Here is a 24,281-nt window from a genome sequence, read left to right on the forward strand (position 1 = left end):
GAAGGAAGGTAGATCCCAATGAAGAAGTTTCTTGCGTTGATTCTGGCATTGGTCATGTCCCTGTCTCTGGTCGCCTGCGGCGGTTCCAAGACGGAGGAGAAGCCCGCGGAAGAGAAGCCCGCCGAAACCGAGCAGCCCGCCGAGGAAGCCGGTGCTGATTTCAGCGTGGCCATGATCACCGACTACGGTGACATCACCGACCAGTCTTTCAACCAGACCACCTATGAGGCCTGCAAGGCTTACTGCGACGCCAACGGCGTGGAGTTCAGCTACTTCAAGCCCGCCGGTGACTCCACTGCGGAGCGTGTCGCCATGGTGGAGTCCGCTGTGGACGAGGGTTACACCGTTGTTGTGATGCCCGGCTACGCTTTCGGTGAGACCATCACCCAGGTGGCTGACGAGTATCCCGACATCACCTTTATCGCTCTGGACGTGGGCGAGGGCGACCTGGGTGACTACACCCTGCCCGGCAATGTCTACTGCGCTGTTTACCAGGAAGAGCTGTGCGGCTACATGGCCGGCTACGCCGCTGTGAAGCTGGGCTATGCCCACCTGGGCTTCCTGGGCGGCATGGCCGTTCCCGCCGTCGTTCGTTACGGCTACGGCTTCGTCCAGGGTGCTGACGCCGCTGCCGCTGAGACCGGCACCGCCGTTACCGTGGAGTATGCATACGGCAACCAGTTCTATGGCGACGCCGACATCACCGCTTACATGGACAACTGGTATCAGAACCTGGGTGTGGAAGTCGTGTTCGCCTGCGGCGGTGGCATCTACTCCTCCGCTGCTGAGGCTGCCGCCAAGGTTGACGGCAAGGTCATCGGCGTTGACGTGGACCAGGCCGGCATCATCGACGGCGGCTACGGCGAGGGCATGACCGTTACCTCTGCCATGAAGGGCCTGGCTCCCACCGTGGAGCACATGCTCTCTGAGGTCGCTGCCGGCAACTGGGGCAGCTACGGCGGCAAGATCGAGACCCTGGGCCTGGTGTCCGGCGACGATCCCGAGGCCAACTATGTCCAGATCCCCATGTCCTCCACTCAGTGGGGCGACGGCTTCTCTCAGGACGACTACAAGGCCCTGGTGAAGGATATGTTCGACGGCAAGATCACCGTCTCCAACGACATCTCCGCCATGCCCGGCGTTGCCATCACTGTCAACGAGTACGGCAACATCAAGTAAGTTACCCCTGCGTCAAAGAGGACGGGAGTCATTCCCGTCCTCTTTTTTTGTGCAAAAGTGGAAATTTCTTTTGAATTATAGGGCCGGATATAGTACAATAAAATATCATCATATTTGCCGTCAGGCAATCAGGGGGAGGTCGTGGAAATTGGAACAGACCTATGCCATTGAAATGCTGAACATCACCAAGCGTTTCCCCGGCATCGTGGCCAATGACAATATCACGCTGCAGCTGAAAAAGGGCGAGATCCACGCCCTGCTGGGCGAAAACGGCGCCGGAAAGTCCACGCTGATGAGCGTGCTGTTCGGCCTGTACCAACCCGAGGAGGGCGTCATCAAGAAGGACGGGCAGGCCGTGGAGATCAGGGACCCCAACGACGCCAACGCCCTGGGCATCGGCATGGTCCATCAGCACTTCAAGCTGGTGGAGTGCTTCACCGTTCTGGACAACATCATCATGGGCGTGGAGCCCTGCAAGCACGGCTTCCTCCAGAAGGCCGAGGCCCGGGAGAAGGTGCTGGCCCTGTCTGAGAAATACGGCCTCCGCGTGGACCCTGACGCCCTGGTGGAGGACATCACCGTGGGCATGCAGCAGCGCACCGAAATTTTGAAGATGCTGTACCGGGACAACGAAATTCTGATCTTCGACGAGCCTACCGCCGTGCTGACGCCCCAGGAGATCGAGGAGCTCATGCAGATCATGCGGAACCTGGCGGCGGAGGGAAAGAGCATCCTCTTCATCTCCCACAAGCTCAACGAGATCATGGCGGTGGCGGACCGCTGCTCCGTCCTCCGCAAGGGCAAGTACATCGGCACCGTCAATATCAAGGACACCACCCGGGAGGAGCTGAGCCGGATGATGGTGGGCCGGGATGTGGAATTCGTGGTCCACAAGGAGCCCGCCAAGCCCGGAAAGACCATCCTGGAGGTGGAGGACATGACGGTGGCCTCCAAATCCCACGGCAACAACGCGGTGAAAAACGTCAGCTTCCAGGTCCGGGCGGGCGAGATCGTCTGCATCGCAGGTATCGACGGCAACGGCCAGACGGAGCTGGTCTACGGCCTCACCGGACTGGAGCCCCTGAAGGGCGGCAGAATCACCCTGGAGGGCCAGGACATCACCCGCGCCCCCATCCGCAAGCGCAATACCATGGGCATGAGCCACATCCCCGAGGACCGGCACAAGCACGGCCTGGTGCTGGACTACACCCTGGAGGACAACATGGTGCTCCAGCGGTATTTCGAGCCGGAGTTCGTCAGCAAGGCGGGCTTTTTGAAGCGGAAGGCCATCCGGGACTATGCCGAGCGGCTCATCGACCAGTATGACGTCCGCTCCGGCCAGGGCCCCGTCACCGTCGCCCGGAGCATGTCCGGCGGCAACCAGCAGAAGGCTATCGTGGCCCGGGAGATCGACAAGGACCCGGAGCTGCTGATCGCCGTCCAGCCCACCCGGGGCCTGGACGTGGGCGCCATCGAGTATATCCACAGGCAGATCGTGGCCCAGCGGGACGCCGGAAAGGGCGTGCTGCTGGTGAGCCTAGAGCTGGACGAGGTCATGTCCCTGTCCGACCGCATCCTGGTCATGTACGAGGGTGAGATCGTGGGCGAGCTGGACCCCAAGACCACCACCGTAGAAGAACTGGGCCTGTACATGGCAGGCGCGAAAAGGGAGGGAGCATAAGCCATGAAAGAACACAAGCGTTCCCTGCTGCGGAACAACGCGGTGCAGTCGCTGCTGGCGTCCCTGCTGTGCATCCTCATCGGACTGCTGGTGGGCTATGTGGTGCTGCTGCTCATCAATCCCGCCGGAGCAGGCGAGGCCATCACCACCATCGTCAAGAACTTTATGACCTATTCCCGCCGGAATGCCCAGCTGAAATACCTGGGCAGCACCCTGGTGAAAACGGCGCCGCTGCTGATGTGCAGCCTGTCCGTCCTCTTCGCCTACAAGGTGGGCCTGTTTAACATCGGCGCCGCCGGACAGTATGTGGTGGGCGCGGGCGCCAGCCTCTACTGCGCCCTGGCCTGGCATATGCCCTGGTATGTGTGCCTGCTGGCGGCCGTCGCAGCCGGCGCGGTCCTGGGCGCCATCTCCGGATTGCTGAAGGCTTACTGCAACGTCAACGAGGTCATCTCCTGCATCATGCTGAACTGGATCAGCCTCTACATGGTCAACACCCTGCTGACCCGGGTGAAGGAGAGCGCCAGCCCCTATACCATGACGCTTGCCAGCACCAATCCCGGCGCCATCCTCCCGGAGCTGCCCGCCTTCTGCATGGCCTGGTTCAACGACAACCAGTATGTGACCATCGCCATCCCCCTGGCGGTGCTGGCGGCCGTGGCGATCTGGGTGCTGCTGGAAAAGACCAGGCTGGGCTATGAGCTGAAGGCCACCGGCTGCAACAAGTTCGCCGCCAAATACTGCGGTATGCGGGAGAACAAGAACCTGATTTTGACCATGGCCATCGCCGGCGGCCTTGCCGGTATGGGCGCGGCCATGCTGTTCCTCACCGGGTTCGAGCAGTGGCAGTGCACCCAGTCCTCCATCCCCGGCATGGGCTTCAACGGCATTGCCGCCGCCTTCCTGGGCGGCCTGAACCCCCTGGGGACCATCCTCTCCTCCTACTTCATCCAGCACATCACCAACGGCGGCGCCTACGTGGACAAGACCATGTATTCCGCCCAGATCTCCGACTTTATCTCCGCTCTCATCATCTACCTGTGCGGCTTCGTGCTGTTCTTCAAGTTCGCGCTGAACAACTGGCTGGACCGCCGGGAGGAAAAGAAGGCCGCTGAGGAAGGAGGGAAGGCGAAATGATCCTGCTGCTGCAATATACGCTGATCTTTGCCTCCGTTCTGGTGCTGGTGGCACTGGGCGGCTGCTTCTCCGAACACTCCGGCGTCATCAACATCGGTCTCGAGGGCATCATGGTCATGGGCGCCCTGGGCGGCGCGCTGATGATGAAGTTCCTGCCGGACAGCACGCCCGCCTTCGCCATGATCCTGCTGGTGGTGCTGGCCGCCATCCTGCTGGGCATGATCTACTCCCTGCTGCTGGCCGTGGCCGCCATCAACTTCAAGGCGGACCAGACCCTGGTGGGCACCGCTATGAACCTGCTGGGCACCGCCGCCGCCACCGTGTTCGTCAAGGCCATGAACACCGCCGAGAGCGTGGACAACGTGTCCTCCACTATCCAGTACATCAACGCGAAAAAGGCGTTTTTGGTGAACATCGGCGGCTTTGAGTTCAACTGGTTCATGCTGATGGCCCTCATCGCCCTGGTGGTATCCTATGTGGTGCTGTACAAGACCCGCTTCGGCCTGCGGCTCATGGCCTGCGGTGAGCATCCCCAGGCGGCGGACAGCGTGGGCATCAACGTGTACAGGATGCGCTACGCCGGCGTGCTGATCTCCGGTATGCTGGGCGGACTGGGCGGCATCGTGTATATCACCGCCGGCGTCAGCGAGTGGAAGTTTGAAAACGGCGTGGCCGGTTTCGGCTTCCTGGCATTGGCGGTCATGATCTTCGGCCAGTGGAAGCCCACCCGCATCGCCCTGGCGGCGCTGCTGTTCGGTTTCTTCCGGGCCCTGGGCAATGTGTACACCGGCTTTGATTTCCTCAAGGCCCTGAACCTGCCCAGCTCCGTGTACAACATGCTGCCCTACATCATCTCCCTGGTGGTGCTGGCGTTTACCTCAAAAAAATCCCGTGCTCCCAAAGCCGAGGGTATTCCCTACGACAAGGGACAGCGCTGAAAAAACAGGAAGGAGCCGCTTATGGAACCGAAATTTTTCAAGCTTCCCGTCTGTGTGGGTGATGTGACGCTGAATGTGGCCCGGGGCCACTTCGCCACCAGCCACAGCCATACCAACTACTTCATCGACGTGACGGCTCAGAAGGCCAGCCTGAAAGAGGCGGAGGCCGTGGCCCAGCAGCTTGTGGAGCACCATCTGTCTAACACGATGGTGGATACCATCCTGTGTCTGGACGGCACCAGGGTCATCGGCACCTGCCTGGCCCGGGAGCTGACCCAGGCGGGGTACTGCTCCATCAACGAGGGGCGGGACATCTATATCCTCCGGGCGGAGGTGAACGCCGACGGCAAGATCCTCTTCCGGGACAACGCCCGCTTTATGATCGAGGGGAAGAACGTGCTGATCCTGGCGGCCTCCCTGACCACCGGCGGCACTGCCCGCCGGGGCATGGAGTGCATCCGCTACTACGGCGGCACTGTGGCGGGGATCGCCGCCATTTACAGCCACCGGACGGAGCTGGACGGCATCCTGGTGTCGGCGCTGTTTGACTGCGCCGACCTGCCGGACTACGCCAGCTACCCGGCGGAAGCCTGTCCGCTCTGCCGCAGGGGTATCCCGCTGGACGCGGTGGTGAACAGTTTCGGCTATTCCAAAGTGTAAACCGCACAATCAAAAATACCCTCTGTTGTCGGAAATGACGGCAGAGGGTATTTTTTATCCCAGCACATAGCCGGAGAGGGCCAGGGCCAGACCTGCGGAGAAAAGGGCCTGAAGAGCTTTTCCCAGGGCGCAGGGGGCCAGGCGCAGCCCGGTGCCGTCCAGCACCGCCGCCGTCTGGCACAGGACCGACAGCCCGCCCCAGCCCGCGCAGGCGGCGGAGAGAACAAAGCCGAAGGCGTCCGGCGTCAGCAGGGGCGTCAGGGAGAACAACTCCACGGCTCCCACCAGCACCGCGGACAGGTGGCCTCCCCGGGCCGCCAGGGGGCTGACCAGCACGTAAAAGAGGGTGACGAAGGCGCAGACGGACAGCATCCCATTGGCGGCGGAGCGGACGGAGGACACCACCGCGGCGGGCAGGGACACGGTGCGGCAGGAGACGGCCCGCACTTTCTCCCTGCGGGCGGGGGCCTTGCCGCCCCGGAACAGGAGGCCCGTCAGCAGGGCGGAGAGCAGATGGATGAGCCACAGCCACACCCCCACCCGGACGCTGCCGAACACGCCGCTGCCCAGGACGCTGATGAGAAAGATGGGGTTGGAGTTGTTGCAGAAGGCCAGCAGCCGCTCCGTCTCGTTCTTTGTCAAAAGCCCCTGTTGGTACAGCTCCGCCGCCGACTGGGCGCCGATGGGGTAGCCGCCCACCAGTCCCAGCAGCAGCGGACCGCTGGCCTGCCCCGGCAGGCGGAACAGGGGCGTCATCAGCCCGGACAGGTAGGGCGACAGCCACTCCCCGAAGCCCAGGGCGATCAGGAGGCCGGAGATCACCAGAAAGGGAAACAGGGAGGGAATGACCGTCCCGGCGCAGAGAGACAGGGCCCGGGCGGCCGCTGTCCGGACGTGCTGCACGTCCCGTAAAAGCCACAGCAGCACGCCGCACAGCACCAGGCAGGCGTCCCGCCGCCAACGGTTTTTCATATACATCACCGCCAGATTTCTATGCGCCGCCGGGCAAGTTTAGGACTGCCGCGTCATAGAGTTGCAGCAGAGGTGAGTATATGGAACGGAATCGGAGAGACAAAGAGGGCGGCGTTCTCAGCACCGTGGCGGAGCTGTTCGACCTGCCGGCGGACGTGGTGGCGGGCCTGCCCCGGCTGGAGATGGTGGGCAGCCGCCAGCTTTACCTGGAGCACCACACCGGCATCCTGGCGTACAGCCAGGACCTGGTGGACGCCAATACCTCCGCCGGCGTGCTGCGCATCCGGGGGGCGAACCTGACGCTGCTGGCTATGACGGCGGGGGAGCTGCGCATCGGTGGCCGCATCGACGCCGTGGAGTGGCTGGGAGCGGACGGATGATGCAGGAACTGATCAACCGCCTCCGGGGACAGGTGCGCGTCCGGGCGGAGTGCGCGTTCCCGGAGCGGGTGCTGAACCTGTGCGGCGCCCGGGATCTGGCGTTCTGGGACCTGGAGTGGGAATCCCCCACCGCCTTTACCTGCCGCCTGAGCCGCAGCGACTACGGGAAGCTCCGCCGGGCGGCAGAAAAGCTGGACTGTGAGCTGACGGTGGTGGGCCGGGAGGGAGCGCCCTTCTTCCTCCGGCGGTTCCGCCACCGGACGGCCCTGGTCACCGGTTTGGTGGCCTGCGGACTGGGCCTGTTCGTGGGCTCCTTTTTCGTGTGGGATTTCCGGGTGGAGGGCAACGAGACGGTGTCCACCGAGCGCATCCTCCGGGCCCTGGAGAAAAACGGCGTGGGGCTGGGGTCCTTCGGATTGTCCCTGGACGGGGAGGACATCCGCAACCATGTGCTGCTGGACATCCCGGAGCTGAGCTGGATCGCCGTGAATGTCTCCGGCTGCCGGGCCAACGTCCAGGTGCGGGAGCGGGTGCTGCCGCCGGAGATCGTGGACGAAAAGACGCCCAGCAACGTAGTGGCCCGGCGGGCGGGGCTGGTGCTGGAGGTCCGGGCGCTGGACGGCGTGACCTGTGTGCTGCCGGGGACCTCCGTGGAAAAGGGACAGCTCCTCATCTCCGGCGTGGCGGACACGGACACCTTCGGCGCCCGTATCCTGGCGGGCATGGGCAAGGTGCGGGCCAGGACCTGGTACACTCTGACCACGGAAGTGCCCCTGACGGCCCGGACAAAGCAGTACACGGGAAAGGAAAAGACCTGCGTCTCCCTGATCCTGGGGACCCGCCGCGTAAAATTCTTCCGAAACAGTAGCATCGAAGGGGAGAAATATGATAAAATAACCGAAAGGCATCCCTGGTCCCTCTTTGGCATCCCGCTGCCGGTGACGGTGGTGACGGAAACCTGCCGCTTTTATGAGACGGCGCCCCAGGCCCGCTCCCCGGTGGAGGCGGAACGGGCGGCGGAGCAGGTGCTGACGGAGCAGCTCCAGCGCATGGTGGAGCCTTACGGCACCGTGCGGTCCACGCTGTGTTCCTCCCGTCAGCGGGGGGATACCCTGACCGTCACCCTGACGGCGGAGTGCGAGGAGGAGATCGGGGAGAGCGTTCCTATCTATACGGAAGATACACAGGAGTGATACAGTTTTGGAACAGAGGATCAGCATTGAGCGGCTGGAACAGGCCGTGAATATCTTTGGCTCGTTTGACGAGAACATCCGCCTGCTGGAGCAGGAATTTGACGTCACGGTGGTGAACCGGGACGGCGAACTGCGGGTGGACGGCGATGCGGAGAACACTATGCTGGCCTGCAAGGCCATCCAGGCCCTGCTGACCCTGTCCAGCCGGGGCGAGGCCATCGGCGAACAGAACGTGCGCTATGTCATCGGCCTGGTCCGCTCGGGCAAGGAGGAACAGATCACGGAGCTGACCGGCGACGTGCTGTGCATCTCCGCCAAGGGCCGGCCGGTGAAGCCCAAGACCATCGGCCAGAAGGAATATATCAAATCCGTGCTGAAAAACACGGTCACGATCGGCGTGGGCCCGGCGGGTACCGGCAAGACCTACTTGGCGGTGGCCGCCGCTGTCCAGGCGTTCCGGGACAAGCAGGTGAACCGCATCATCCTGACCCGCCCGGCGGTGGAGGCCGGTGAGCGGCTGGGCTTCCTGCCCGGCGACCTGCAGAGCAAGGTCGACCCGTACCTGCGGCCCCTGTACGACGCCCTGTTCGACATGCTGGGGGCGGAGACCTACCAGAAATACCTGGAGCGGGGCAACATCGAGGTGGCGCCCCTGGCCTATATGCGGGGCCGGACCCTGGACGACAGCTTCATCATTTTGGACGAGGCCCAGAACACCAGCCGGGAGCAGATGAAAATGTTCCTGACCCGTCTGGGCTTCGGCTCCAAGATCGTCATCACCGGCGACGTGACCCAAATCGACCTGCCTGACGGCAAGCCCTCCGGTCTGCGGGAGGCCATGCGGGTGCTGAAAAACGTGGAGGGCATCGGCATCTGCGAGCTGACCAACGCCGACGTGGTGCGGCACGTCATGGTCCAGCGCATCGTGCAGGCCTACGAGGACTACGAAAACGCCAAAAACGGCGGAAAGGGCAGAAAATGAGCCGGGCCGCGTTTCGCGGGGCGTGCCCGGAGGACACGGCGCTGATCCTGCGCTTTATCCGGGAACTGGCTGCCTATGAGCAGCTGGAGGATCAGGTGGTGGCCGACGAGGAGACGCTGCGCCGCTGGATCTTTGAGAAGAAGGGCGCGGAAGTGCTGTTCGTGCTGGAGGACGGCAGGGAAGTGGGCTTTGCCCTGTACTTCCATAATTTCTCGACCTTTCTGGGGCGCTCCGGTGTCTATCTGGAGGACCTGTTCGTCCTGCCGGAGTACCGGGGCAGGGGCTATGGCAAGGCCCTGCTGTGCCGCCTTGCCGCCATCGCGAAGGAGGAGGGCTGCGGCCGGCTGGAGTGGTGGTGCCTGGACTGGAACAAGCCCAGCATCGACTTTTATAAAAGCATGGGCGCGGAGCCTATGGAGGACTGGACCGTGTACCGGGTGGCCGGAGAGACACTGGACAAACTGGCAGAGGAGGCAGCGATATGAAACGGCATTACATTCCCATTACCGCCGATGTGCCGGGAGCGGCCGGCGAGAGCCGCTGCGCCTTTATCCGCAAGGTCATCCGTACCGCCCTGGCGGCGGAGGGGGTGGACTTCCCCTGCGAGGTGGACGTGCTTTTGACCGATGATGGGAACATCCACACCATCAACCGGGAGATGCGGGAGGTGGACCGGGCCACGGATGTGCTGAGCTTCCCGGAGTTTGACCTTGCCCCCGGCGAGCTGCCAACGGAGGAGGACGCGGACCCCGGCACCGGGCTGGTGCCCCTGGGGGACATGGTCATCTCCATGGAGCACGTGGCGGCCCAGGCGAAAGAGTACGGCCACTCCCAGCGCCGGGAGCTGGCGTACCTGGTGACCCATTCCGTGCTGCACCTGCTGGGCTACGACCACCTGGACGAGGGGCCGCAGAAGAAACAGATGCGGGAGAGAGAAGAAGCGATTCTGGCGGAATTGGGCATCACCCGGGAGAACTGAGGAGGGCCTGTCAATGAAAAGCCGTGTTGTGACCTGGATCGGTATTGCCGCTGCGGTGATATTGCTGTTGCTGCTTTTTTCGGATTTGGGGCCGGTTCAGAGCATTTTGAATCTCCTGCCATTTGCGGTTCTGACAGCTTTGCTCATATACAATTTGGTAAAGTTGGACAGAGTGGAAAAGAAGCTGGACAAGCTGCTGGAGGAGAAGGAATCTCAGAAGTGAACTTGTCCCTGCCGGGGGAACCTCTGTTTTGAAATCCGCATACACTGTCCCGAGGTGATGCGGCATGACATTGTTACAGGATGGCATTCTGGCGTTTTTCTCGGCGGTGGGCATGACCACCGTGGTCTGGCTGCTGTCCGGAGCCCTGCTCCACGCCGGGCGGCCCACAGTGCCGGGGCTCCTGCTGGTGCTGCCCCTGAAAGGGGAGGCGCTGGCCATGGAGAACGACGTGCGGGAGCTGCGGCGGGTCCAGGGACGGCTGCCGGGGGCCAAAATCGTGCTGGCGGACTGCGGCATGACGGAGGACGCCCGGGAGCTGGCGGCGTATCTCGCCGAACGGGAGAAAAACGCGGAACTGGTGGACGCGAAAACATTTCAAGTAAAGTAGGATGAGACATGGAAGAACTGGTCACCTGGGAGGGCACGGTACATAGCGTCATTTTTCAAAACGCCGAAAACGGTTATACGGTGCTCCGCCTCCTCACCGAGGAGGGCGAGGTGATCACGGTGGTGGGATGCATCCCCTGCGCCGCGCCGGGGGAGCATCTGACCGTCTCCGGCGTGTGGGAGCAGCATCCCCAGCACGGCGAGCAGCTGCGGGCGGTGGAGCTGGAGCGGAGCCTGCCGGAGGACGAGGAGGAGATCTTCGACTACCTGTCCTCCGGGGTGTGCAAGGGCGTGGGCCCCGCCACCGCCCGGCGCATCGTGGACCGCTTCGGTCCGGAGACGCTGGACATTCTGGAGCAGGACCCGGGGCGGCTGACCTCTATCCGCGGCATCACGGAGAAGAAGGCCCAGGAGATCGCCGCCAGCTTCCGGCAGGCCATGGGGCTGCGGCGGCTGATGGCTTTCCTGGCCCAGTACCAGCTGCCCCCGGTGCTGGCCATGCGGCTGCGGCAGGTCTACGGCGACGCGGCGCTGGAGAAGGTGCGGGAGAACCCCTATCTCCTGTCCTCCGACGACTGCGGCGTGGAGTTTTCCGCCACCGACGAGATCGCAATGAGTATGGGCTTTTCCGCCGACTGCGGCGAGCGGCTGCGGGCGGCGGTGACCTTTGAACTGAGCCACAACGAGAACAACGGCCATGTGTTCCTGCCCCGGTCAAAGCTGGTGGCGGCCACCTGCCAGCTTCTGGACTGCGGCGAGGAGCTGGTGGAGGGCGCCCTGGACGAGCTTATCGAGCGCCGGGCCGTGGTGCAGGAGCCGGTGGCCAACGTGGAGGCCTGCTACCTCCGGCGGCTGTGGGAGGCGGAGGTGTCCGCCTGCGTGCGCTTAAACGGCCTGCTGGCGGTGGACGCCGACAGAAGCCCCCAGGCCGGCAAGACCGTCTCGGAAATCGAGGCGGAGCAGGGCATCACCTACGCGCCCCAGCAGCGGCAGGCGGTGGAGCTGGCGGCGAGGACCGGGGTGGTTATCCTCACCGGCGGCCCCGGCACCGGCAAGACCACCACCGTCCGGGGCATCGTGGCGCTGTTTGAAAAAATGGGGCTGGACATCGTGCTGGCGGCCCCCACCGGGCGGGCAGCCAAGCGCATGAGCGAGCTGACGGGCCGGGAGGCCCAGACCGTCCACCGGCTGCTGGGGATGAGCTGGAACGAGGCCACCCAGCAGGTGGCGTTTACCAAAACGGAAAAGGAGCCGCTGGAGACCGACGCCGTCATCGTGGACGAGATGAGCATGGTGGACCTGACGCTGTTTTCCGCCCTGCTGCGGGCCCTGCGGCCCGGCACCCGGCTGGTGCTGGTGGGAGACGCCGACCAGCTGCCCTCCGTAGGGGCGGGCAACGTGTTCTCCGACCTCATCCGCAGCGGGCGGGTGGAGACGGTTTTCCTGCGGGAGGTGTTCCGCCAGGCGGAGAAGTCCGCCATCATCCGCAACGCCCACGCCGTCAATCTGGGCCAGCCGCCCCGATTGACCAACGACCAGGGAGACTTTTTCTTCATGTGCCGCAGGGACGGCGAGCGAACGGTATCTACCATCGTGGAGCTGTGCAGGACCCGCCTGCCGGAGAAAATGGGCATCCCGGCGGACCAGATCCAGGTATTGACCCCCACCCGGAAAGGGGCCAGCGGCACCATCAGCCTCAACCGCTGCCTTCAGGAGGCCCTGAACCCCGCCGGACCGGACAAACGGGAAATTCAATGGGGGGACAGGCTGTTCCGTGAGGGCGACCGCATCATGCAGACCCGGAACGACTACAACGTGGTCTGGGGCCGGGAGGACGGCACCATCGGCACCGGCATTTTCAACGGCGACGTGGGGAAAATTCTGCAGATCGACCCCTCCGGCGAGTGGCTGGCGGTGGAGTTCGACGGCCGGGCGGCGACCTACGGCGTGGAGATGCTGAACGAGATCGACCTGGCCTATGCCATGACCGTCCACAAGGCCCAGGGCAGCGAGTACCGCTGCGTGGTGATGGCGGCCATGCCCGCGGCCCAGTCGCTGATGGTGCGGGGCGTGCTGTACACCGCCCTGACCCGGGCCCGGGAGCTGCTGATCGTGGTAGGCGACGACGCGGCCATCCGGTCCATGGCGGCAAACGACAAGCAGCAGAAGCGCTATTCCGGCCTGCGGTGGCGGTTGGCGCACAGCGAGAGGTGACCCCGGAGGGGGCCACCTCTTTTTTGTATAGAATAGGACAAATAGTCCAAAATAGCGCAGTACAATATGTCCTAAGAATAGAATCATTTCGGTGATTCAAATGAAGTTGAGAATTCGGGACCTGCGCGAAGACCGGGATTTGAAGCAAGCTGTGATTGCCGGGCATTTGATGTGCGACCAGTCTCTTTACTCCAAATATGAACGTGGAGAGCGGGAGCTCCCGCTGCGTCTGGCGGTTCAGCTGGCGGAGTTCTACGGCGTCAGCGTGGACTATCTGGTGGGCCTGACAGACGAGCCGGCACCGTATCCCCGCAAAAAGAAATGAAGCTGCTGGACTGTATCCTGGACCTCCTGTTCCCGCCGAAATGCCCCTTCTGCGGCCGGGTGCGGGAGCATGGCGGCATCTGCCCGGAATGTGAAAAAGCCCTGCCCTGGACGGCGGAGAACGACGCCTGCTGGAATATTTCCAGTGGGCTGCGGTGCGCTGCGCCTTTATGGTATGAGGAATTGGCCAGGGAGGGCATCCTGCGGTTCAAGTTTCAGGGGGCGTCCGCCTCGGCAACGGCGCTGGGCGAATTACTGGCCCGCTGCGCCGCTGAACATCTGGCGGGGGAGTTCGACACCGTGACCTGGGTGCCTGTCAGCCGAAAACGGCTGCGGAAGCGGGGCTATGACCAGGCGGAGCTGCTGGCCCGGACCGCCTGCCGCCTGTGGGACACGGAGCCGGTGCGCCTTTTGAACAAGACCGCGGACAACCCCGCCCAGTCCGGCATTTCCGACGCCGCCGCCCGCCGGGCCAACGTGCTGGGCGTCTATGAGACGTGTGGAGACCCGGCGGGGAAACGGGTGCTGCTCATCGACGACATCTGCACCACCGGGGCCACCCTGTCGGAGTGCGCCCGGGTGCTGAAGGACGCCGGGGCGGAGAGCGTGGTCTGCGCGGTTGTGGCGAAAACACGGGAAAAGTTCACAAAATAATGTTGCATTCCCGGAAAACTATCGGTATAATATACGCTGTATGATTGCGCACGGAAAAACCGTTTATAATAACGATAGAAAGATCAAATGAGGTGGATTTATGCCTATGGCTAAGGATATTGGTATCGATCTGGGTACCGCGTCGGTTCTGGTTTATGTGAAGGGCAAGGGCATCGTGCTCAACGAGCCCTCCGTGGTGGCGCTGGACAAGAACACCGGCAAGCTGCTGAAGGTGGGCACCGAGGCCCAGGCGATGCTGGGCCGCACCCCCGGCAACATCGTCGCCATCCGTCCCCTGCGGGAGGGCGTCATCTCCGACTACGACATGACGGAGCGGATGCTGAAGGAATTCATTCATAAGGTGGCCGGGGTTTCCTTCTTCAAGCCCCGGGTCATCATCTGCGTGCCCTCCGGCATCACCGAGGTCGAGGAGCGGGCCGTTATCGACGCGGGCATCCAGGCCGGCGCCCGGAAGGTGTACCTCATCGAGGAGCCTGTGGCCGCCGCCATCGGTGCGGGCATCGACATCGCCAAGCCCGACGGCCACATGGTGGTGGACATCGGCGGCGGCACCGCCGACATCGCCGTCATCTCCCTCAGCGGCGTGGTGGAGAGCGCCTCCATCAAGATCGCCGGCGACCAGCTCAACGAGGCTGTGGTGAAGTACATGCGCCGCACCCACAACCTGCTGGTGGGCGAGCGCACCGCCGAGGAGATGAAGAAGCAGATCGGCTGCGTGTTCCCCAAGGACGAGGAGGAGACCATGGACGTGAAGGGCCGCTGCCTGCTCACGGGCCTGCCCAAGGTGGTCACCGTCAGCTCCACCGAGATGATGGACGCCTTCGAGGAGCCTGTGGAGCGCATCATGGAGGCCATCCACTCCGTGCTGGAGCGGACGCCCCCCGAGCTGGTGGCGGACATCTCCACCAATGGCATCGTCATGACCGGCGGCGGCAGCCTGGTCGCCGGCTTTGACAAGCTGGTCTCTGCCCGCACCGGCATCCATACCGTCATTGCGGATGATGCCATCTCCTGCGTGGCGTTGGGCACCGGCAAGAGCCTGGATTCCCTGAACAACATGCAGGACGGCACCATGAACCTCTCCCGCCGCAAGCAGATGAACTGAAAACCAGGGGGTACGCCTCACTTGGACAGAAGGTCCGGGCTTCTGGCCCGGACTTTTTTTAACGCCGACTGCCGGGCGGCATAGGGCAGATGACCGGGAATGGACGGAAATCCCTTGCATTTAACTATGAATTTGAGTATAGTAATACTATATTCCGCAATTTGCCGCAGGCGGATAAAAAACGGAAGCAGAGCCGGCGGCTCTGCTTCCTGTTGCGGAAACAACTGATTTTTTTCGGGATTTGATGTAAACTGCCGGGGCACACTGGGATGTACGCTTACCGCTCCTTCCGCTTGGGGGAAGTGAACGCCGCGATCCAGGCGAGCACCACCACCGCGGCGCCGATGCCGTAGCCCACGCCGTACATGGAGCGCTCGGCGGTGGAGAAGTAGTCGCCGATCTGACCGCCCAGGATGAAGGCCATGGCGATGGGCACCACGAACATCAGGCAGAAGGTCAGGAACTTGTCGATCCACTTGGCGGAGCTGCCGATATGGACCTCCTCCAGGATCTTGTTGGTGCCGATCTCCCAGCCCAGCATGACGCTCATCAGCAGGGCACCCAGAGGCATGGCCAGGCCTTCGGACAGGCAGTCCATGAAGTCCAGCCAGCAGTCGTTGAAGCTGCCCACGATGCCCAGGGAATTCTGGAAGGGCACCCAGACGCCGTTGCTGCCCAGGCCGTCCACGGCCACGACAGCGGCTTCTACCATGATGGCCAGGCACACCAGCAGAACGATGCGGTGCCGGTTGCCCTGTTTGCCGTTGGCGCCTGCACGGTCCATGAAGAAGGTGACGACCACTTCCACCAGGGAGATGGCGGAGGAGATGGCGGCCACCAGTACCAGCAGGTAGAAGATGACGCCGAACAGGGGGCCCACGGTGCCCATGGCCTGGAACACATCCTGCAGCGTGATGAACAGCAGCTTGGGGCCGCTGAGGGCGGCGCTGGGGCCGTAGGTCGCCACGGCGGCGGGAATGACGGCGAGGCCCGCCATCAGGGCCACGATGGTGTCCGCCACCACGATGACGGCGGAGTTCTTGATCAGGTTCTCCTTCTTATCCAGATAGGAGCCGTAGGTGATCATAACGCCCATGGCCAGGGACAGGGAGAAGAACATCTGGCCGCCGGCGGTGGCCATGACGGAGCCGATGCTGGGCTGCGATTCGATGAAGCCGGCTTCCACGGCGTAGCCGGGAACGAACATGAATTTCAGACCCTCCACGGCGCCGGGCAGCGTCAGGGAGCGGATAATGATGATGACCAGCATCACGAACAGGGCGGGCATACCGATGTTGTTGAACTTCTCGATGCCGCCGGAGATGCCGCCCCGGTTGATGAGGAAGCAGATGAGCAGGAACAGCAGCGTGAACATCACGCAGCCGAAGGGATTGGTCAGCATGGAGCCGAACAGGTCGGCGCCGGTCTTGACCTCCGCGCCGGAGAAGGCCAGGTTGCTCAGGTTCAGAGCCATGTACTCGATGCAGTAGCCGCCCAGAACGGAGTAGAAGCTCATAATCACGAAGGGCGCGAACACCGCCAGCCAGCCCACCCACTTGAAGCGGTTGGTCATGGCGCGGTAGGCGCCGATGGTGCCCTTGCCGGTGCGACGGCCCATGGCCAGCTCAGCGACCATGATGCTGAAGCCCACAAAGACCGCCAGCAGCAGATAGATCAGCAGGAAGGTGAAGCCGCCGGACTTGCCCATTTTGTATGGGAAGCCCCAAATATTGCCCAGGCCCACGGCAGAGCCGATGGCCGCCAGCAGGAAGCCGATGTTGCTTCCCCAGGAACCACGTTCATTTCCCATAGAAACCCCTCTCTCATTAAAAAAATTCATACCAAATATTAACTTTCTTCATACAGGATACGATATTTTCTTAACGCCGTCAAGAGCGATGAAAGACGAATTTGGAAAAAATGTTCGCTAAATAACGACAAAATTTTCACAATAGAAGCAGAGGATGAGACGATGTACCAATTCAAGCCTGTAACACAGCGGGATGGCGGGAAACTCCGCAAATATTATGCCAACTGTCAGTACGGCCTTTGCGAGTATTCCGTGGGCACGAAACTGATGTGGCGGCCGGTGCTGCACCCCGCCTGGGCGGAGATCGCCGGGTGTCTGGTGATCCGGAACGAGGACGACGGCCGCTGGGTGTTCGACTACCCGGTGCCCGGCCCCGAGGGGGACGAGGACGCCGCCCTGACCGCCATTGAGCAGTATTGCCTGGACCGGGGCGTTCTGCCGGTGATCTCCGTGGTGCCGGAGTGCAGGGCGGCCCGACTGCTGGCCCGGTATCCTTACGTGCATGTCAGCGACATTCGTACCTGGCGGGATTATGTCTACTACCGGGAGGACCTCCAGCTCTTTGCCGGGCGGCGGTATTCCGGCCAGCGGAACCACATCAAAAAATTCCAGGCCCGGTGCCCGGACGCCTATTTCCGCCGCCTGACGGGGGCGGATGAGGCGGTCATCCAGCAGTTCTGGACGGACTATGAGGCGGAATTCCCCAAGGGGGACAACGCCAAGGCCCGGGGCGAGCTGGAGCTGGCGAAAAAAATGCTGCGGCTGGTGGGCAAGCCCTGGTTCATCGGCGGCGGCATGTTCGACGGTGAGAAGCTGGTGGCCCTGGCCCTGGCGGAGAAATGCGGGGACACCCTCATCATCCACATCGAGAAGGCGCTGTACTCCTATCCCGGCGTGTATCCCGCCATGGTGCAGGCCTTCGCCGACAACTGCGGCGACGGCTGCCGGTGGATCGACCGGGAGGATGACGCCGCCGACCGGGGCCTGCGGACCTCCAAGCTGCAGTACGGCCCCGCTAAACTGGCGCCCAAGTACTGCTTTGAGCCTCAGAATGAGCTGCTCAAGCATGTGCGGGAGATCCCGGAGCTGAAAACGGAGCGGCTGACGCTGTCGGCCCTGACCGAGGCGGACATCCCCGCTTACAACGCCCTGGTGCTGGACGGAGAGCGGAACCGCTGGTGGGGCTATGACGACGTGGGCGGGCTGGGCGGCCCGGTGGAGGAGCGGAGCTTCTTCGACGTGGCCCAGCGGGATTTTGAGAACCGGCAGGCCGCGAACTTCGCCGTCCGGCTGGACGGAAAGCTCATCGGCGAGGCGGTGCTGTACCGCTTCGACTGCCGGGGCGGGGCGGAGCTGGGCTGCCGTATCGACGCGGCCTACGCCGGCCACGGCTACGGCACCGAGGCATTTGCAGCCGTGGCGGACTGGGCACTGTACAAGGTCAAACTGACGCGGGTGGTGGCCAAGTGCTACAAGGAGAATCAGGCGTCCTACAAAATGCTCTCCTCCTGTATGCGGAAAAACGGCGAGGACGAGACCTTCTTCTACTTTGAAAAACTGGTATAAAAAATCAGCAGTGGAACCTTCCACTGCTGATTTTTTTGATTCAGGGATGTAAATCGGCTCTCCGGCAGGTGCAGCCCTCCGTCAGCCCCAGGGCCTCCACCCGGGTCTCCGGGATGTCCAGGGAGAACTTCTGCCCATCGGCGGTCTGGCACAGCAGCCACAGCGGTGCCGGTTCCCGGTGCTCCTCACAGCCGAAGTCCCCGTCCTCAATGCGCAGGACGCACACGTCGTGCTCCGGCGCGGCGGCAAGGCGGGCCGCCACCTCCGCGTCCGTCAGCCTCATGCCAGGAACTCCGGCCCGAAGCTGTGGGGCAGCAGCTCCGGCAGGGTAAAGATTTTTTCCTCACCGGCACCGTTGAGGCAGATGACCTCGATGTCCGGGGCAAACTCCCGCAGCACCTGGCGGCAGACGGCGCAGGGCACGCAGTAGTCCTTGCTGCGCCCGGCCACCACGATGCGGACGAAGTCGGTGTGGCCCTCGCTGACGGCCTTCGCCACGGCGGTGCGCTCGGCGCAGATGGTGGGGGAAAAGGCGGCGTTTTCGATGTTGCAGCCGGTGTAGACCGTGCCGTCGGCGCACTCCAGGGCGGCGCCCACGGCAAAGTGGGAGTAGGGACAGTAGGCCCGGTCCAGCATGGCGATGGCCGCGGCCTTCAGTTCTTCACGGGTCATACAGGTTCCTCCTTACTGCCAGCCCACTTCCCGCTGTGGGCGGACGGACAGGTCGATGATGTCCTTGGCGTCATAGAATTTCATGTACCGCTCCCGGGCTTTCGCGGAGCGGAGGGTGGTGCCGTCGGGGTGGAGGCGGTCGCAGATGACGGCACTGATGTCGCTCTTGCACTTGGACCAGGAGTCGATGCCCACGGAGCAGAAGATGCGGAAGCCGTGCTGCTGCATCCAGCGGAAAGCGGGACCGGACTGCTGCACATCGTCGCCGTCCAGCCGTCCGCCGAAGGGATAGAACAGCACCGGGGTCTCGCCCACCAGGGAGCCCACCTCGTCGAACCACTTCTGCATATCCGCCGTTACCACATCTACCGTGCGGGTGTTCAGGCTGATGTGGCCCCAGGTGTGGCTGCCGAAGGTCCAGCCGGTGCGTTTCAGCTCCGCCACAATGGGCTTCACGGCTTCAATTTCCTTCTGGCGGTTGGCCTCCCGCTCGGTCGTCCAGTTCTCCCGGTCCGTCTGGGTGCGGTAGCCCAGGATGCCCTCGTAGCCCGTCAGACTCAGGCAGCCCTTGGCGCCGAAGGGGGAGAAGTCCGGGTGCTCCTCCACGAATTTGTCCAGAATGGTCACGGCGTCCAGGTCCCGGCTGACCACCTCGTTGCCCTGGGGGTCCAGGCCCCAGGACCAGAGCTTGCCGTCCTCGCCGATGATCAATTTATATGTGAAGCCGTTTTCCAGCATGTACTCATAATAATTCACATCGTCGTAGGAGAGGATGAGGGGCTTTTTGCCCTCGGGCAGGTACAGGGTGTTTTTCACCATGCGGGTCTGGCCGTCCTCACCCGTCTGCTCGCTCCAGCAGTCCGCGATGTCCACCAGAACGTAGCCCTTGTCGTAGACGCTCTGGAGGATTTTCAGGTACTCCCCGGCGGTGACCATCCAGTCGTCGATGCCGTCGGACTTGTAGTCCCCGTCAAAGGCCAGCTCCGGGTAGGCCACCACGGGATGGAAGAACAGGTGCTCCACCACGCCGTCGTAGGCAACGTAGGTCACGCCGTCCCGGACGCCGCCTTCCGGCTGGACGGTGGGGTCCAGGATCGTGTAAGGTTCGGGCTCCGGTTCGGGTTCAGGCGGCGCTTCCGGGACTTCGGCAGGCGGCTCCTCCGTCTGGGAGGGTGCATCGGCTGCAGGAGCAGGGGCGGAGCCGCAGGCCGCCAGGCTCAGCAGCAGGAGCAGGGCAAAAAACAGGCTGATGGCACGGCGCATATGGATAGTTCCTTTCTTTTGTTTGTTTATTAAAATCAGTATAGCAGAGCTTCCCCGAAAAAAGAAGAACAAAAGAATTACAAAAAACACGGATGGCAGAAGCCACCCGTGTTTGGAGAGGGTCACCGCTTTTCTCCCGGCTTGAACAGCAGCGCCATGAGGACGCCGAACACCACGGCTGCCGCGATGCCGCCGGCGGTAGCGGTGAGACCGCCGGTAAAGACCCCCAGCCAGCCCTTTTCCGCGACAGCTTTGGAAACGCCCTTCGCCAGGGCGTGACCGAAGCCCGTCAGGGGCACCGTGGCTCCGGCGCCGCCCCAGTCGGCAAGGGGCTGGTACACGCCCAGGGCGCTGAGAATGACGCCTGCCACCACGTAGCCCGTCAGGATGCGGGCGGGGGTGAGCTTGGTCTTGTCGATGAGGATCTGGCCGATGGCGCAGAGGATGCCGCCGCAGAGGAACGCGTTGAGATAGTCCATGAGGATGCCTCCCGCAAATGGTTTCTGCGGTCAGTATTTCCCGGAATGGAGAAGTTATGCGAAAACGCCCGGCCGATCAGCCGGGCGTTTTCTGTATGAAGGGAGAAGAAAAGCAAATTAGTGAGTAGCCTCGTCCTGGAGGGCGTCGTAGCCCTGCTCGCCGGTACGGACCTTGATGACGTTCTCTACGTTGGAGATGAAGATCTTGCCGTCACCGAAGTTGCCGGTGTAGAGGACCTTGCGGGCGGTGTTGACCACCAGGGAGACGGGCAGCTTGCTGACCACGATGGACACCTGCAGGCTGGGCAGCATGGTGGCTTCCACCTTGGCACCGCGGAAGTAGCCCTCGGTCTTGCCCCGCTGTTCGCCGCAGCCCATGACGTTGACGGCGGTCATGCCGGTGATGCCGATGTCGAACATGGCCCGCTTCAGGGCGTCGAACCGCTCCATCTTGCACAGGATGTCGATCTTGGTCATCTTCACGCCGCCCACGGGAGCGGGCTCCACAGCGGCAGCGGCGACCTCCACGGGGACGGCCTCCTTGACGGGGACGTCGCCGGTGGCCTGGGCGATGAGGTCGGCGGGGGTGTCGTCGTAGACGAAGGCGAAGCCGCCGTAAGCGGAGGGCAGGCCGTGCTCGGTGATGTCCAGGCCCTTCAGCTCCTCCTCAGCGGAGACGCGGAGGCCGATGGTGTGCTTGATGATGACGAAGACAATGGTGATCATCACGCCGGCCCAGACAGCGGTAGCCAGAACGCCCAGGCACTGGATCAGGAAGAAGTGGAAGCCGCCGCCGTAGAACACACCGCCGTCCACGGCCAGCAGGCCGGTGAGGATGGTGCCCAAGGCGCCGCAGACGCCGTGCACGGAGATGGCACCCACGGGGTCGTCGATCTTCACGACGGAATCGAAGAAGTTGACGGAGATGGGGAGCACCAGGCCCGCCACGATGCCGATGATGGCGGCGCCCACGGGGGAGACGGCGTCGCAGCCGGCGGTGATGGCCACAAGACCCGCAAGAGCGGCGTTCAGGGTCATGCCGACGTCGGGCTTCTTATAGCGCAGCCAGGTGTAGAGCATGGTGACGCAGGAGGCCACAGCAGCGGCCAGGTTGGTGTTGACGAAGATGAGGCCGGCGGAGATCAGGGCCTCGTCGCTGTCCATGGCGACGGTGGAGCAGCCGTTGAAGCCGAACCAGCAGAACCACAGGATGAACACGCCCAGAGCGCCCAGGGACAGGTTGTGGCCAATGATGGCGCGGGGCTTGCCGTCCTTGTCGTACTTGCCGATGCGGGGGCCCAGGAAGGCGGCGCCGATGCAGGCGCACACACCGCCCACCATGTGGACCGCGGTGGAACCGGCGAAATCATGGAACCCCAGCTGGCTCAGCCAGCCGCCGCCCCAGATCCAGTGGCCGGAGACGGGATAGATGAAAGCGGAAATGCAGAAAGAGTAGATGCAGTAGGAAATGAACTTGGTGCGCTCTGCCATGGAGCCGGAGACGATGGTGGCGGCGGTGGCACAGAAGACTGTCTGGAAGATCAGGAACGCGAACAGGGGCACGCCGGAGGGAAGGACGTCGGCGTAGTCGCCCAGAACGAAGGGATCGAAGCCGCCGATGATGGCGCCGGCGCCGCCGAACATCAGGCCGAAGCCCAAAATCCAATAGGTGGGGGTGCCGATGCAGAAGTCCATCAGGTTCTTCATCAGGATGTTGCCGGTGTTCTTTGCCCGGGTAAAGCCCGCTTCACACATGGCGAAGCCCGCCTGCATGAAGAAGACCAGGGCCGCGCCTAACAGGACCCAGATCGTGTTGACTGCTGAATACATAATGTTTCCTCCTTACACACAAAAAAGCAAGAGCGCCGGAGAGATCGTCTCTCTCTCAGGCGCCCTTGCCTTAACGATGGTATGACTTTACCACTGCAAAGCGTCCTTCGTCAATGGGCGGTTTTGACAAGCATTTTGCGGTTTTGACGAAAAACTTCTAAAAAACTTATATAAATTGACAATGGCCGATGCGGTTTCCACCGCACCGGCCAAAGTTTTGTATTAAATGGTCCGCACCAGATTCGTGTAGCCGATGAGGTATTCGTCCACCTCGGCGGCCACGGCCCGGCCCTCGGCGATGGCCCATACCACCAGGGACTGGCCCCGGCGCATGTCGCCGGCGGCGAAGACCTTTTCCACGCTGGCGGCATAGCTGCCCTCCGCCGTGGTGACCGTCCTGTCTGCCTCCACGCCGAATGCCCGGCACACATCCTCCCGGCAGCCGGCAAAGCCGGTGGCGCCGATGAGGAGCTGGCAGGGCAGGGTGTCGCCCTCGGTGGTGACGACCCCGGTGAGATTGCCGTTTTCGTCCTTCACCAATTCCTGGACCTGCACGCCGAAGCGACGGGGGTCATGGCCCATGACGGCCAGAGCCTCCTCATGGGCGTAGTCCAGAGGGAGCTGGCCGTTTTGCAGGTAATCGCTCTCCGGGCGGCGTACCAGCTGGGTGACGGAGGCGCAGCCCTCCCGCAGGGCGGTGGCCACGCAGTCGCTGGCGGTGTCGCCGGTGCCGATGATGACCACATCCCGGCCCTCCGCCGTGGGGACAGCGGGAGTCAGACCGAACTGGTGGCGCTCCACGGCGGCCTTCAGGTACTCCGTGCCGAAGTACACGCCGCTGACGCCCTCGGTGTCCAGTCCCAGGGGCCGGGGCTTGCCCGCGCCGCAGCAGAGGATGACGGCGTCATACTCCCGCAGCAGCCGCTGGGCGGTCTTGGGGTCTGCCGCGTCCACGCCGCAGACGAAGCTGACGCCCTCGTCGGTCATCAGCTCCACCCGGCGCTTCACGATGCTCTTGGGCAGCTTCATGTTGGGGATGCCGTAGGTCAGCAGGCCGCCGGGGCGGTCCTCTTTTTCGATGACGGTGACGGAGTGGCCCCGGTGGTTCAGCTGGTCCGCGGCCGCCAGGCCCGCCGGGCCGGAGCCTACCACGCAGACTTTCTTGCCCGACCACTGGGGCGGGCGGCGGCGCTTCATGGTCTTGTTGGCGTAGGCCTCCTCAATGACGCACAGCTCGTTGTCCCGGACGGTGACGGGGCTGCCGTAGATGCCGCAGATGCAGCTCTTTTCACACAGCGCCGGGCACACCCGTCCGGTGAACTCCGGGAAGTTGTTGGTTTTCAGCAGGCGGCTCAGGGCGTGGGCCCGGTTGCCCGCGTAGATCATGTCGTTCCACTCGGGGATGAGGTTGTGCAGGGGGCAGCCGAAGGTCTTGCCCTCGTATGTGATGCCCGCCTGGCAGTAGGGTACGCCGCAGTTCATGCAGCGGCCGCCCTGCTGGGCCCGGTACTCGTCGGGCAGGGGGAGGCGGAACTCCTCCCAGTCATGCACCCGCTCCTGGGGAGGGCGGTGCGCTTCATCTCTGCGGATATATTCCAGAAATCCGGTGGTCTTTCCCATATCGTTCGCCCT

General features: G+C 63.2%; 25 protein-coding genes. 17 read left to right on the forward strand and 8 right to left on the reverse strand.

The window, feature by feature from the left end:
• The first annotated feature begins 18 nt into the window (after positions 1-18).
• From JQM68_RS07775 to JQM68_RS07795, 5 genes are all read left to right on the forward strand, one after another.
• Positions 19-1,179, forward strand: coding sequence for a BMP family lipoprotein (locus JQM68_RS07775; RefSeq protein WP_235222437.1), 1,161 nt, complete (start codon positions 19-21; stop codon positions 1,177-1,179).
• 172 nt (positions 1,180-1,351) lie between these two features.
• A complete protein-coding gene (locus JQM68_RS07780) occupies positions 1,352-2,860 on the forward strand; it encodes an ABC transporter ATP-binding protein (RefSeq protein ID WP_235222494.1) in 1,509 nt (502 codons plus the stop codon).
• Between the two features lie 3 nt (positions 2,861-2,863).
• Positions 2,864-3,997 (forward strand): ABC transporter permease, encoded by a 1,134-nt coding sequence (locus JQM68_RS07785; RefSeq protein ID WP_235222438.1) that lies wholly within the window; start codon positions 2,864-2,866, stop codon positions 3,995-3,997.
• Entirely contained in the window at positions 3,994-4,935 is a 942-nt protein-coding gene (locus JQM68_RS07790; RefSeq protein ID WP_235222439.1) for an ABC transporter permease, read from the forward strand. The genes JQM68_RS07785 and JQM68_RS07790 overlap by 4 nt, the downstream gene beginning before the upstream one ends.
• Positions 4,936-4,956: 21 nt before the next feature.
• The gene (locus JQM68_RS07795) at positions 4,957-5,595 is read left to right on the forward strand and encodes a type I phosphoribosyltransferase (protein WP_235222440.1); all 639 of its coding nucleotides are present in this window, start codon (positions 4,957-4,959) and stop codon (positions 5,593-5,595) included.
• Between the two features lie 54 nt (positions 5,596-5,649).
• On the opposite strand, the gene JQM68_RS07800 is transcribed toward JQM68_RS07795, so the two are convergent.
• Positions 5,650-6,567, reverse strand: a complete 918-nt coding sequence (locus JQM68_RS07800) for a nucleoside recognition domain-containing protein (protein WP_235222441.1) — start codon at positions 6,565-6,567, stop codon at positions 5,650-5,652.
• Between the two features lie 80 nt (positions 6,568-6,647).
• Between JQM68_RS07800 and JQM68_RS07805 the strand changes: the two genes are divergently transcribed.
• From JQM68_RS07805 to mreB, 11 genes are all read left to right on the forward strand, one after another.
• Positions 6,648-6,947, forward strand: coding sequence for a YabP/YqfC family sporulation protein (locus JQM68_RS07805; RefSeq protein WP_235222442.1), 300 nt, complete (start codon positions 6,648-6,650; stop codon positions 6,945-6,947).
• Complete coding sequence (locus JQM68_RS07810; RefSeq protein WP_235222443.1) at positions 6,944-8,140, forward strand: sporulation protein YqfD; 1,197 nt, start codon at positions 6,944-6,946, stop codon at positions 8,138-8,140. Before JQM68_RS07805 ends, JQM68_RS07810 begins: the two co-directional genes overlap by 4 nt.
• A 7-nt stretch (positions 8,141-8,147) precedes the next feature.
• Positions 8,148-9,122 (forward strand): PhoH family protein, encoded by a 975-nt coding sequence (locus JQM68_RS07815; protein ID WP_235222444.1) that lies wholly within the window; start codon positions 8,148-8,150, stop codon positions 9,120-9,122.
• A complete protein-coding gene (locus JQM68_RS07820) occupies positions 9,119-9,607 on the forward strand; it encodes a GNAT family N-acetyltransferase (RefSeq protein ID WP_235222445.1) in 489 nt (162 codons plus the stop codon). Before JQM68_RS07815 ends, JQM68_RS07820 begins: the two co-directional genes overlap by 4 nt.
• Positions 9,604-10,101 (forward strand): rRNA maturation RNase YbeY, encoded by a 498-nt coding sequence (ybeY, locus tag JQM68_RS07825; protein ID WP_235222446.1) that lies wholly within the window; start codon positions 9,604-9,606, stop codon positions 10,099-10,101. Before JQM68_RS07820 ends, ybeY begins: the two co-directional genes overlap by 4 nt.
• A 13-nt stretch (positions 10,102-10,114) precedes the next feature.
• Positions 10,115-10,324 carry a hypothetical protein gene (locus JQM68_RS07830; RefSeq protein WP_235222447.1) on the forward strand — a complete coding sequence of 70 codons (210 nt, stop codon included), beginning with the start codon at positions 10,115-10,117 and terminating at the stop codon, positions 10,322-10,324.
• 64 nt (positions 10,325-10,388) lie between these two features.
• Positions 10,389-10,712 (forward strand): hypothetical protein, encoded by a 324-nt coding sequence (locus tag JQM68_RS07835; protein WP_235222448.1) that lies wholly within the window; start codon positions 10,389-10,391, stop codon positions 10,710-10,712.
• Between the two features lie 8 nt (positions 10,713-10,720).
• Positions 10,721-12,925, forward strand: coding sequence for an SF1B family DNA helicase RecD2 (recD2, locus tag JQM68_RS07840; RefSeq protein WP_235222449.1), 2,205 nt, complete (start codon positions 10,721-10,723; stop codon positions 12,923-12,925).
• A gap of 100 nt (positions 12,926-13,025) precedes the next feature.
• Positions 13,026-13,250 (forward strand): helix-turn-helix domain-containing protein, encoded by a 225-nt coding sequence (locus JQM68_RS07845; RefSeq protein WP_235222450.1) that lies wholly within the window; start codon positions 13,026-13,028, stop codon positions 13,248-13,250.
• Complete coding sequence (locus tag JQM68_RS07850; RefSeq protein ID WP_235222451.1) at positions 13,247-13,903, forward strand: ComF family protein; 657 nt, start codon at positions 13,247-13,249, stop codon at positions 13,901-13,903. Before JQM68_RS07845 ends, JQM68_RS07850 begins: the two co-directional genes overlap by 4 nt.
• 100 nt (positions 13,904-14,003) lie before the next feature.
• On the forward strand, positions 14,004-15,029 hold the full coding sequence (mreB, locus tag JQM68_RS07855) for a rod shape-determining protein (RefSeq protein ID WP_235222452.1): 1,026 nt from the start codon (positions 14,004-14,006) through the stop codon (positions 15,027-15,029).
• A gap of 277 nt (positions 15,030-15,306) precedes the next feature.
• Here the strand turns inward: mreB and JQM68_RS07860 are convergent, their stop codons facing one another.
• A complete protein-coding gene (locus JQM68_RS07860; protein ID WP_235222453.1) occupies positions 15,307-16,839 on the reverse strand; it encodes a sodium-dependent transporter in 1,533 nt (510 codons plus the stop codon).
• Between the two features lie 162 nt (positions 16,840-17,001).
• On the opposite strand from JQM68_RS07860, the gene JQM68_RS07865 reads away from it, so the two are divergent.
• Positions 17,002-18,405: a GNAT family N-acetyltransferase gene (locus tag JQM68_RS07865; RefSeq protein WP_235222454.1), complete on the forward strand. Its 1,404-nt coding sequence runs from the start codon at positions 17,002-17,004 to the stop codon at positions 18,403-18,405.
• Between the two features lie 40 nt (positions 18,406-18,445).
• On the opposite strand, the gene JQM68_RS07870 is transcribed toward JQM68_RS07865, so the two are convergent.
• From JQM68_RS07870 to JQM68_RS07895, 6 genes are all read right to left on the reverse strand, one after another.
• Positions 18,446-18,688: a hypothetical protein gene (locus JQM68_RS07870; protein ID WP_235222455.1), complete on the reverse strand. Its 243-nt coding sequence runs from the start codon at positions 18,686-18,688 to the stop codon at positions 18,446-18,448.
• Positions 18,685-19,077 (reverse strand): cytidine deaminase, encoded by a 393-nt coding sequence (cdd, locus tag JQM68_RS07875; RefSeq protein ID WP_235222456.1) that lies wholly within the window; start codon positions 19,075-19,077, stop codon positions 18,685-18,687. Before cdd ends, JQM68_RS07870 begins: the two co-directional genes overlap by 4 nt.
• 12 nt (positions 19,078-19,089) lie before the next feature.
• Entirely contained in the window at positions 19,090-20,340 is a 1,251-nt protein-coding gene (locus tag JQM68_RS07880; protein WP_235222457.1) for a polysaccharide deacetylase family protein, read from the reverse strand.
• A gap of 122 nt (positions 20,341-20,462) precedes the next feature.
• Entirely contained in the window at positions 20,463-20,819 is a 357-nt protein-coding gene (spoVAE, locus tag JQM68_RS07885) for a stage V sporulation protein AE (protein WP_235222458.1), read from the reverse strand.
• Between the two features lie 117 nt (positions 20,820-20,936).
• The gene (locus JQM68_RS07890; protein WP_235222459.1) at positions 20,937-22,649 is read right to left on the reverse strand and encodes an ammonium transporter; all 1,713 of its coding nucleotides are present in this window, start codon (positions 22,647-22,649) and stop codon (positions 20,937-20,939) included.
• Between the two features lie 222 nt (positions 22,650-22,871).
• Positions 22,872-24,269 carry a glutamate synthase subunit beta gene (locus JQM68_RS07895; protein WP_235222460.1) on the reverse strand — a complete coding sequence of 466 codons (1,398 nt, stop codon included), beginning with the start codon at positions 24,267-24,269 and terminating at the stop codon, positions 22,872-22,874.
• Between the last annotated feature and the right edge of the window lie 12 nt (positions 24,270-24,281).

Source organism: Oscillibacter valericigenes (genome assembly GCF_021531435.1).
Taxonomy (GTDB): domain Bacteria; phylum Bacillota; class Clostridia; order Oscillospirales; family Oscillospiraceae; genus Oscillibacter; species Oscillibacter valericigenes_B.

Excerpts from the sequence above, each read along its gene's own strand:
- JQM68_RS07835 (WP_235222448.1), top strand. The coding sequence starts at position 10,389 with ATGACATTGTTACAGGATGGCATTCTGGCGTTTTTCTCGGCGGTGGGC.
- cdd (WP_235222456.1), bottom strand. The coding sequence starts at position 19,077 with ATGACCCGTGAAGAACTGAAGGCCGCGGCCATCGCCATGCTGGACCGG.
- mreB (WP_235222452.1), top strand. The coding sequence starts at position 14,004 with ATGCCTATGGCTAAGGATATTGGTATCGATCTGGGTACCGCGTCGGTT.
- JQM68_RS07890 (WP_235222459.1), bottom strand. The coding sequence starts at position 22,649 with ATGTATTCAGCAGTCAACACGATCTGGGTCCTGTTAGGCGCGGCCCTG.
- spoVAE (WP_235222458.1), bottom strand. The coding sequence starts at position 20,819 with ATGGACTATCTCAACGCGTTCCTCTGCGGCGGCATCCTCTGCGCCATC.
- recD2 (WP_235222449.1), top strand. The coding sequence starts at position 10,721 with ATGGAAGAACTGGTCACCTGGGAGGGCACGGTACATAGCGTCATTTTT.
- JQM68_RS07850 (WP_235222451.1), top strand. The coding sequence starts at position 13,247 with ATGAAGCTGCTGGACTGTATCCTGGACCTCCTGTTCCCGCCGAAATGC.
- JQM68_RS07785 (WP_235222438.1), top strand. The coding sequence starts at position 2,864 with ATGAAAGAACACAAGCGTTCCCTGCTGCGGAACAACGCGGTGCAGTCG.
- JQM68_RS07795 (WP_235222440.1), top strand. The coding sequence starts at position 4,957 with ATGGAACCGAAATTTTTCAAGCTTCCCGTCTGTGTGGGTGATGTGACG.
- JQM68_RS07780 (WP_235222494.1), top strand. The coding sequence starts at position 1,352 with ATGCTGAACATCACCAAGCGTTTCCCCGGCATCGTGGCCAATGACAAT.
- JQM68_RS07865 (WP_235222454.1), top strand. The coding sequence starts at position 17,002 with ATGTACCAATTCAAGCCTGTAACACAGCGGGATGGCGGGAAACTCCGC.
- JQM68_RS07830 (WP_235222447.1), top strand. The coding sequence starts at position 10,115 with ATGAAAAGCCGTGTTGTGACCTGGATCGGTATTGCCGCTGCGGTGATA.
- JQM68_RS07860 (WP_235222453.1), bottom strand. The coding sequence starts at position 16,839 with ATGGGAAATGAACGTGGTTCCTGGGGAAGCAACATCGGCTTCCTGCTG.
- JQM68_RS07800 (WP_235222441.1), bottom strand. The coding sequence starts at position 6,567 with ATGAAAAACCGTTGGCGGCGGGACGCCTGCCTGGTGCTGTGCGGCGTG.
- JQM68_RS07895 (WP_235222460.1), bottom strand. The coding sequence starts at position 24,269 with ATGGGAAAGACCACCGGATTTCTGGAATATATCCGCAGAGATGAAGCG.
- JQM68_RS07870 (WP_235222455.1), bottom strand. The coding sequence starts at position 18,688 with ATGAGGCTGACGGACGCGGAGGTGGCGGCCCGCCTTGCCGCCGCGCCG.
- JQM68_RS07845 (WP_235222450.1), top strand. The coding sequence starts at position 13,026 with ATGAAGTTGAGAATTCGGGACCTGCGCGAAGACCGGGATTTGAAGCAA.
- JQM68_RS07810 (WP_235222443.1), top strand. The coding sequence starts at position 6,944 with ATGATGCAGGAACTGATCAACCGCCTCCGGGGACAGGTGCGCGTCCGG.
- JQM68_RS07805 (WP_235222442.1), top strand. The coding sequence starts at position 6,648 with ATGGAACGGAATCGGAGAGACAAAGAGGGCGGCGTTCTCAGCACCGTG.
- JQM68_RS07775 (WP_235222437.1), top strand. The coding sequence starts at position 19 with ATGAAGAAGTTTCTTGCGTTGATTCTGGCATTGGTCATGTCCCTGTCT.
- JQM68_RS07820 (WP_235222445.1), top strand. The coding sequence starts at position 9,119 with ATGAGCCGGGCCGCGTTTCGCGGGGCGTGCCCGGAGGACACGGCGCTG.
- JQM68_RS07790 (WP_235222439.1), top strand. The coding sequence starts at position 3,994 with ATGATCCTGCTGCTGCAATATACGCTGATCTTTGCCTCCGTTCTGGTG.
- JQM68_RS07880 (WP_235222457.1), bottom strand. The coding sequence starts at position 20,340 with ATGCGCCGTGCCATCAGCCTGTTTTTTGCCCTGCTCCTGCTGCTGAGC.
- ybeY (WP_235222446.1), top strand. The coding sequence starts at position 9,604 with ATGAAACGGCATTACATTCCCATTACCGCCGATGTGCCGGGAGCGGCC.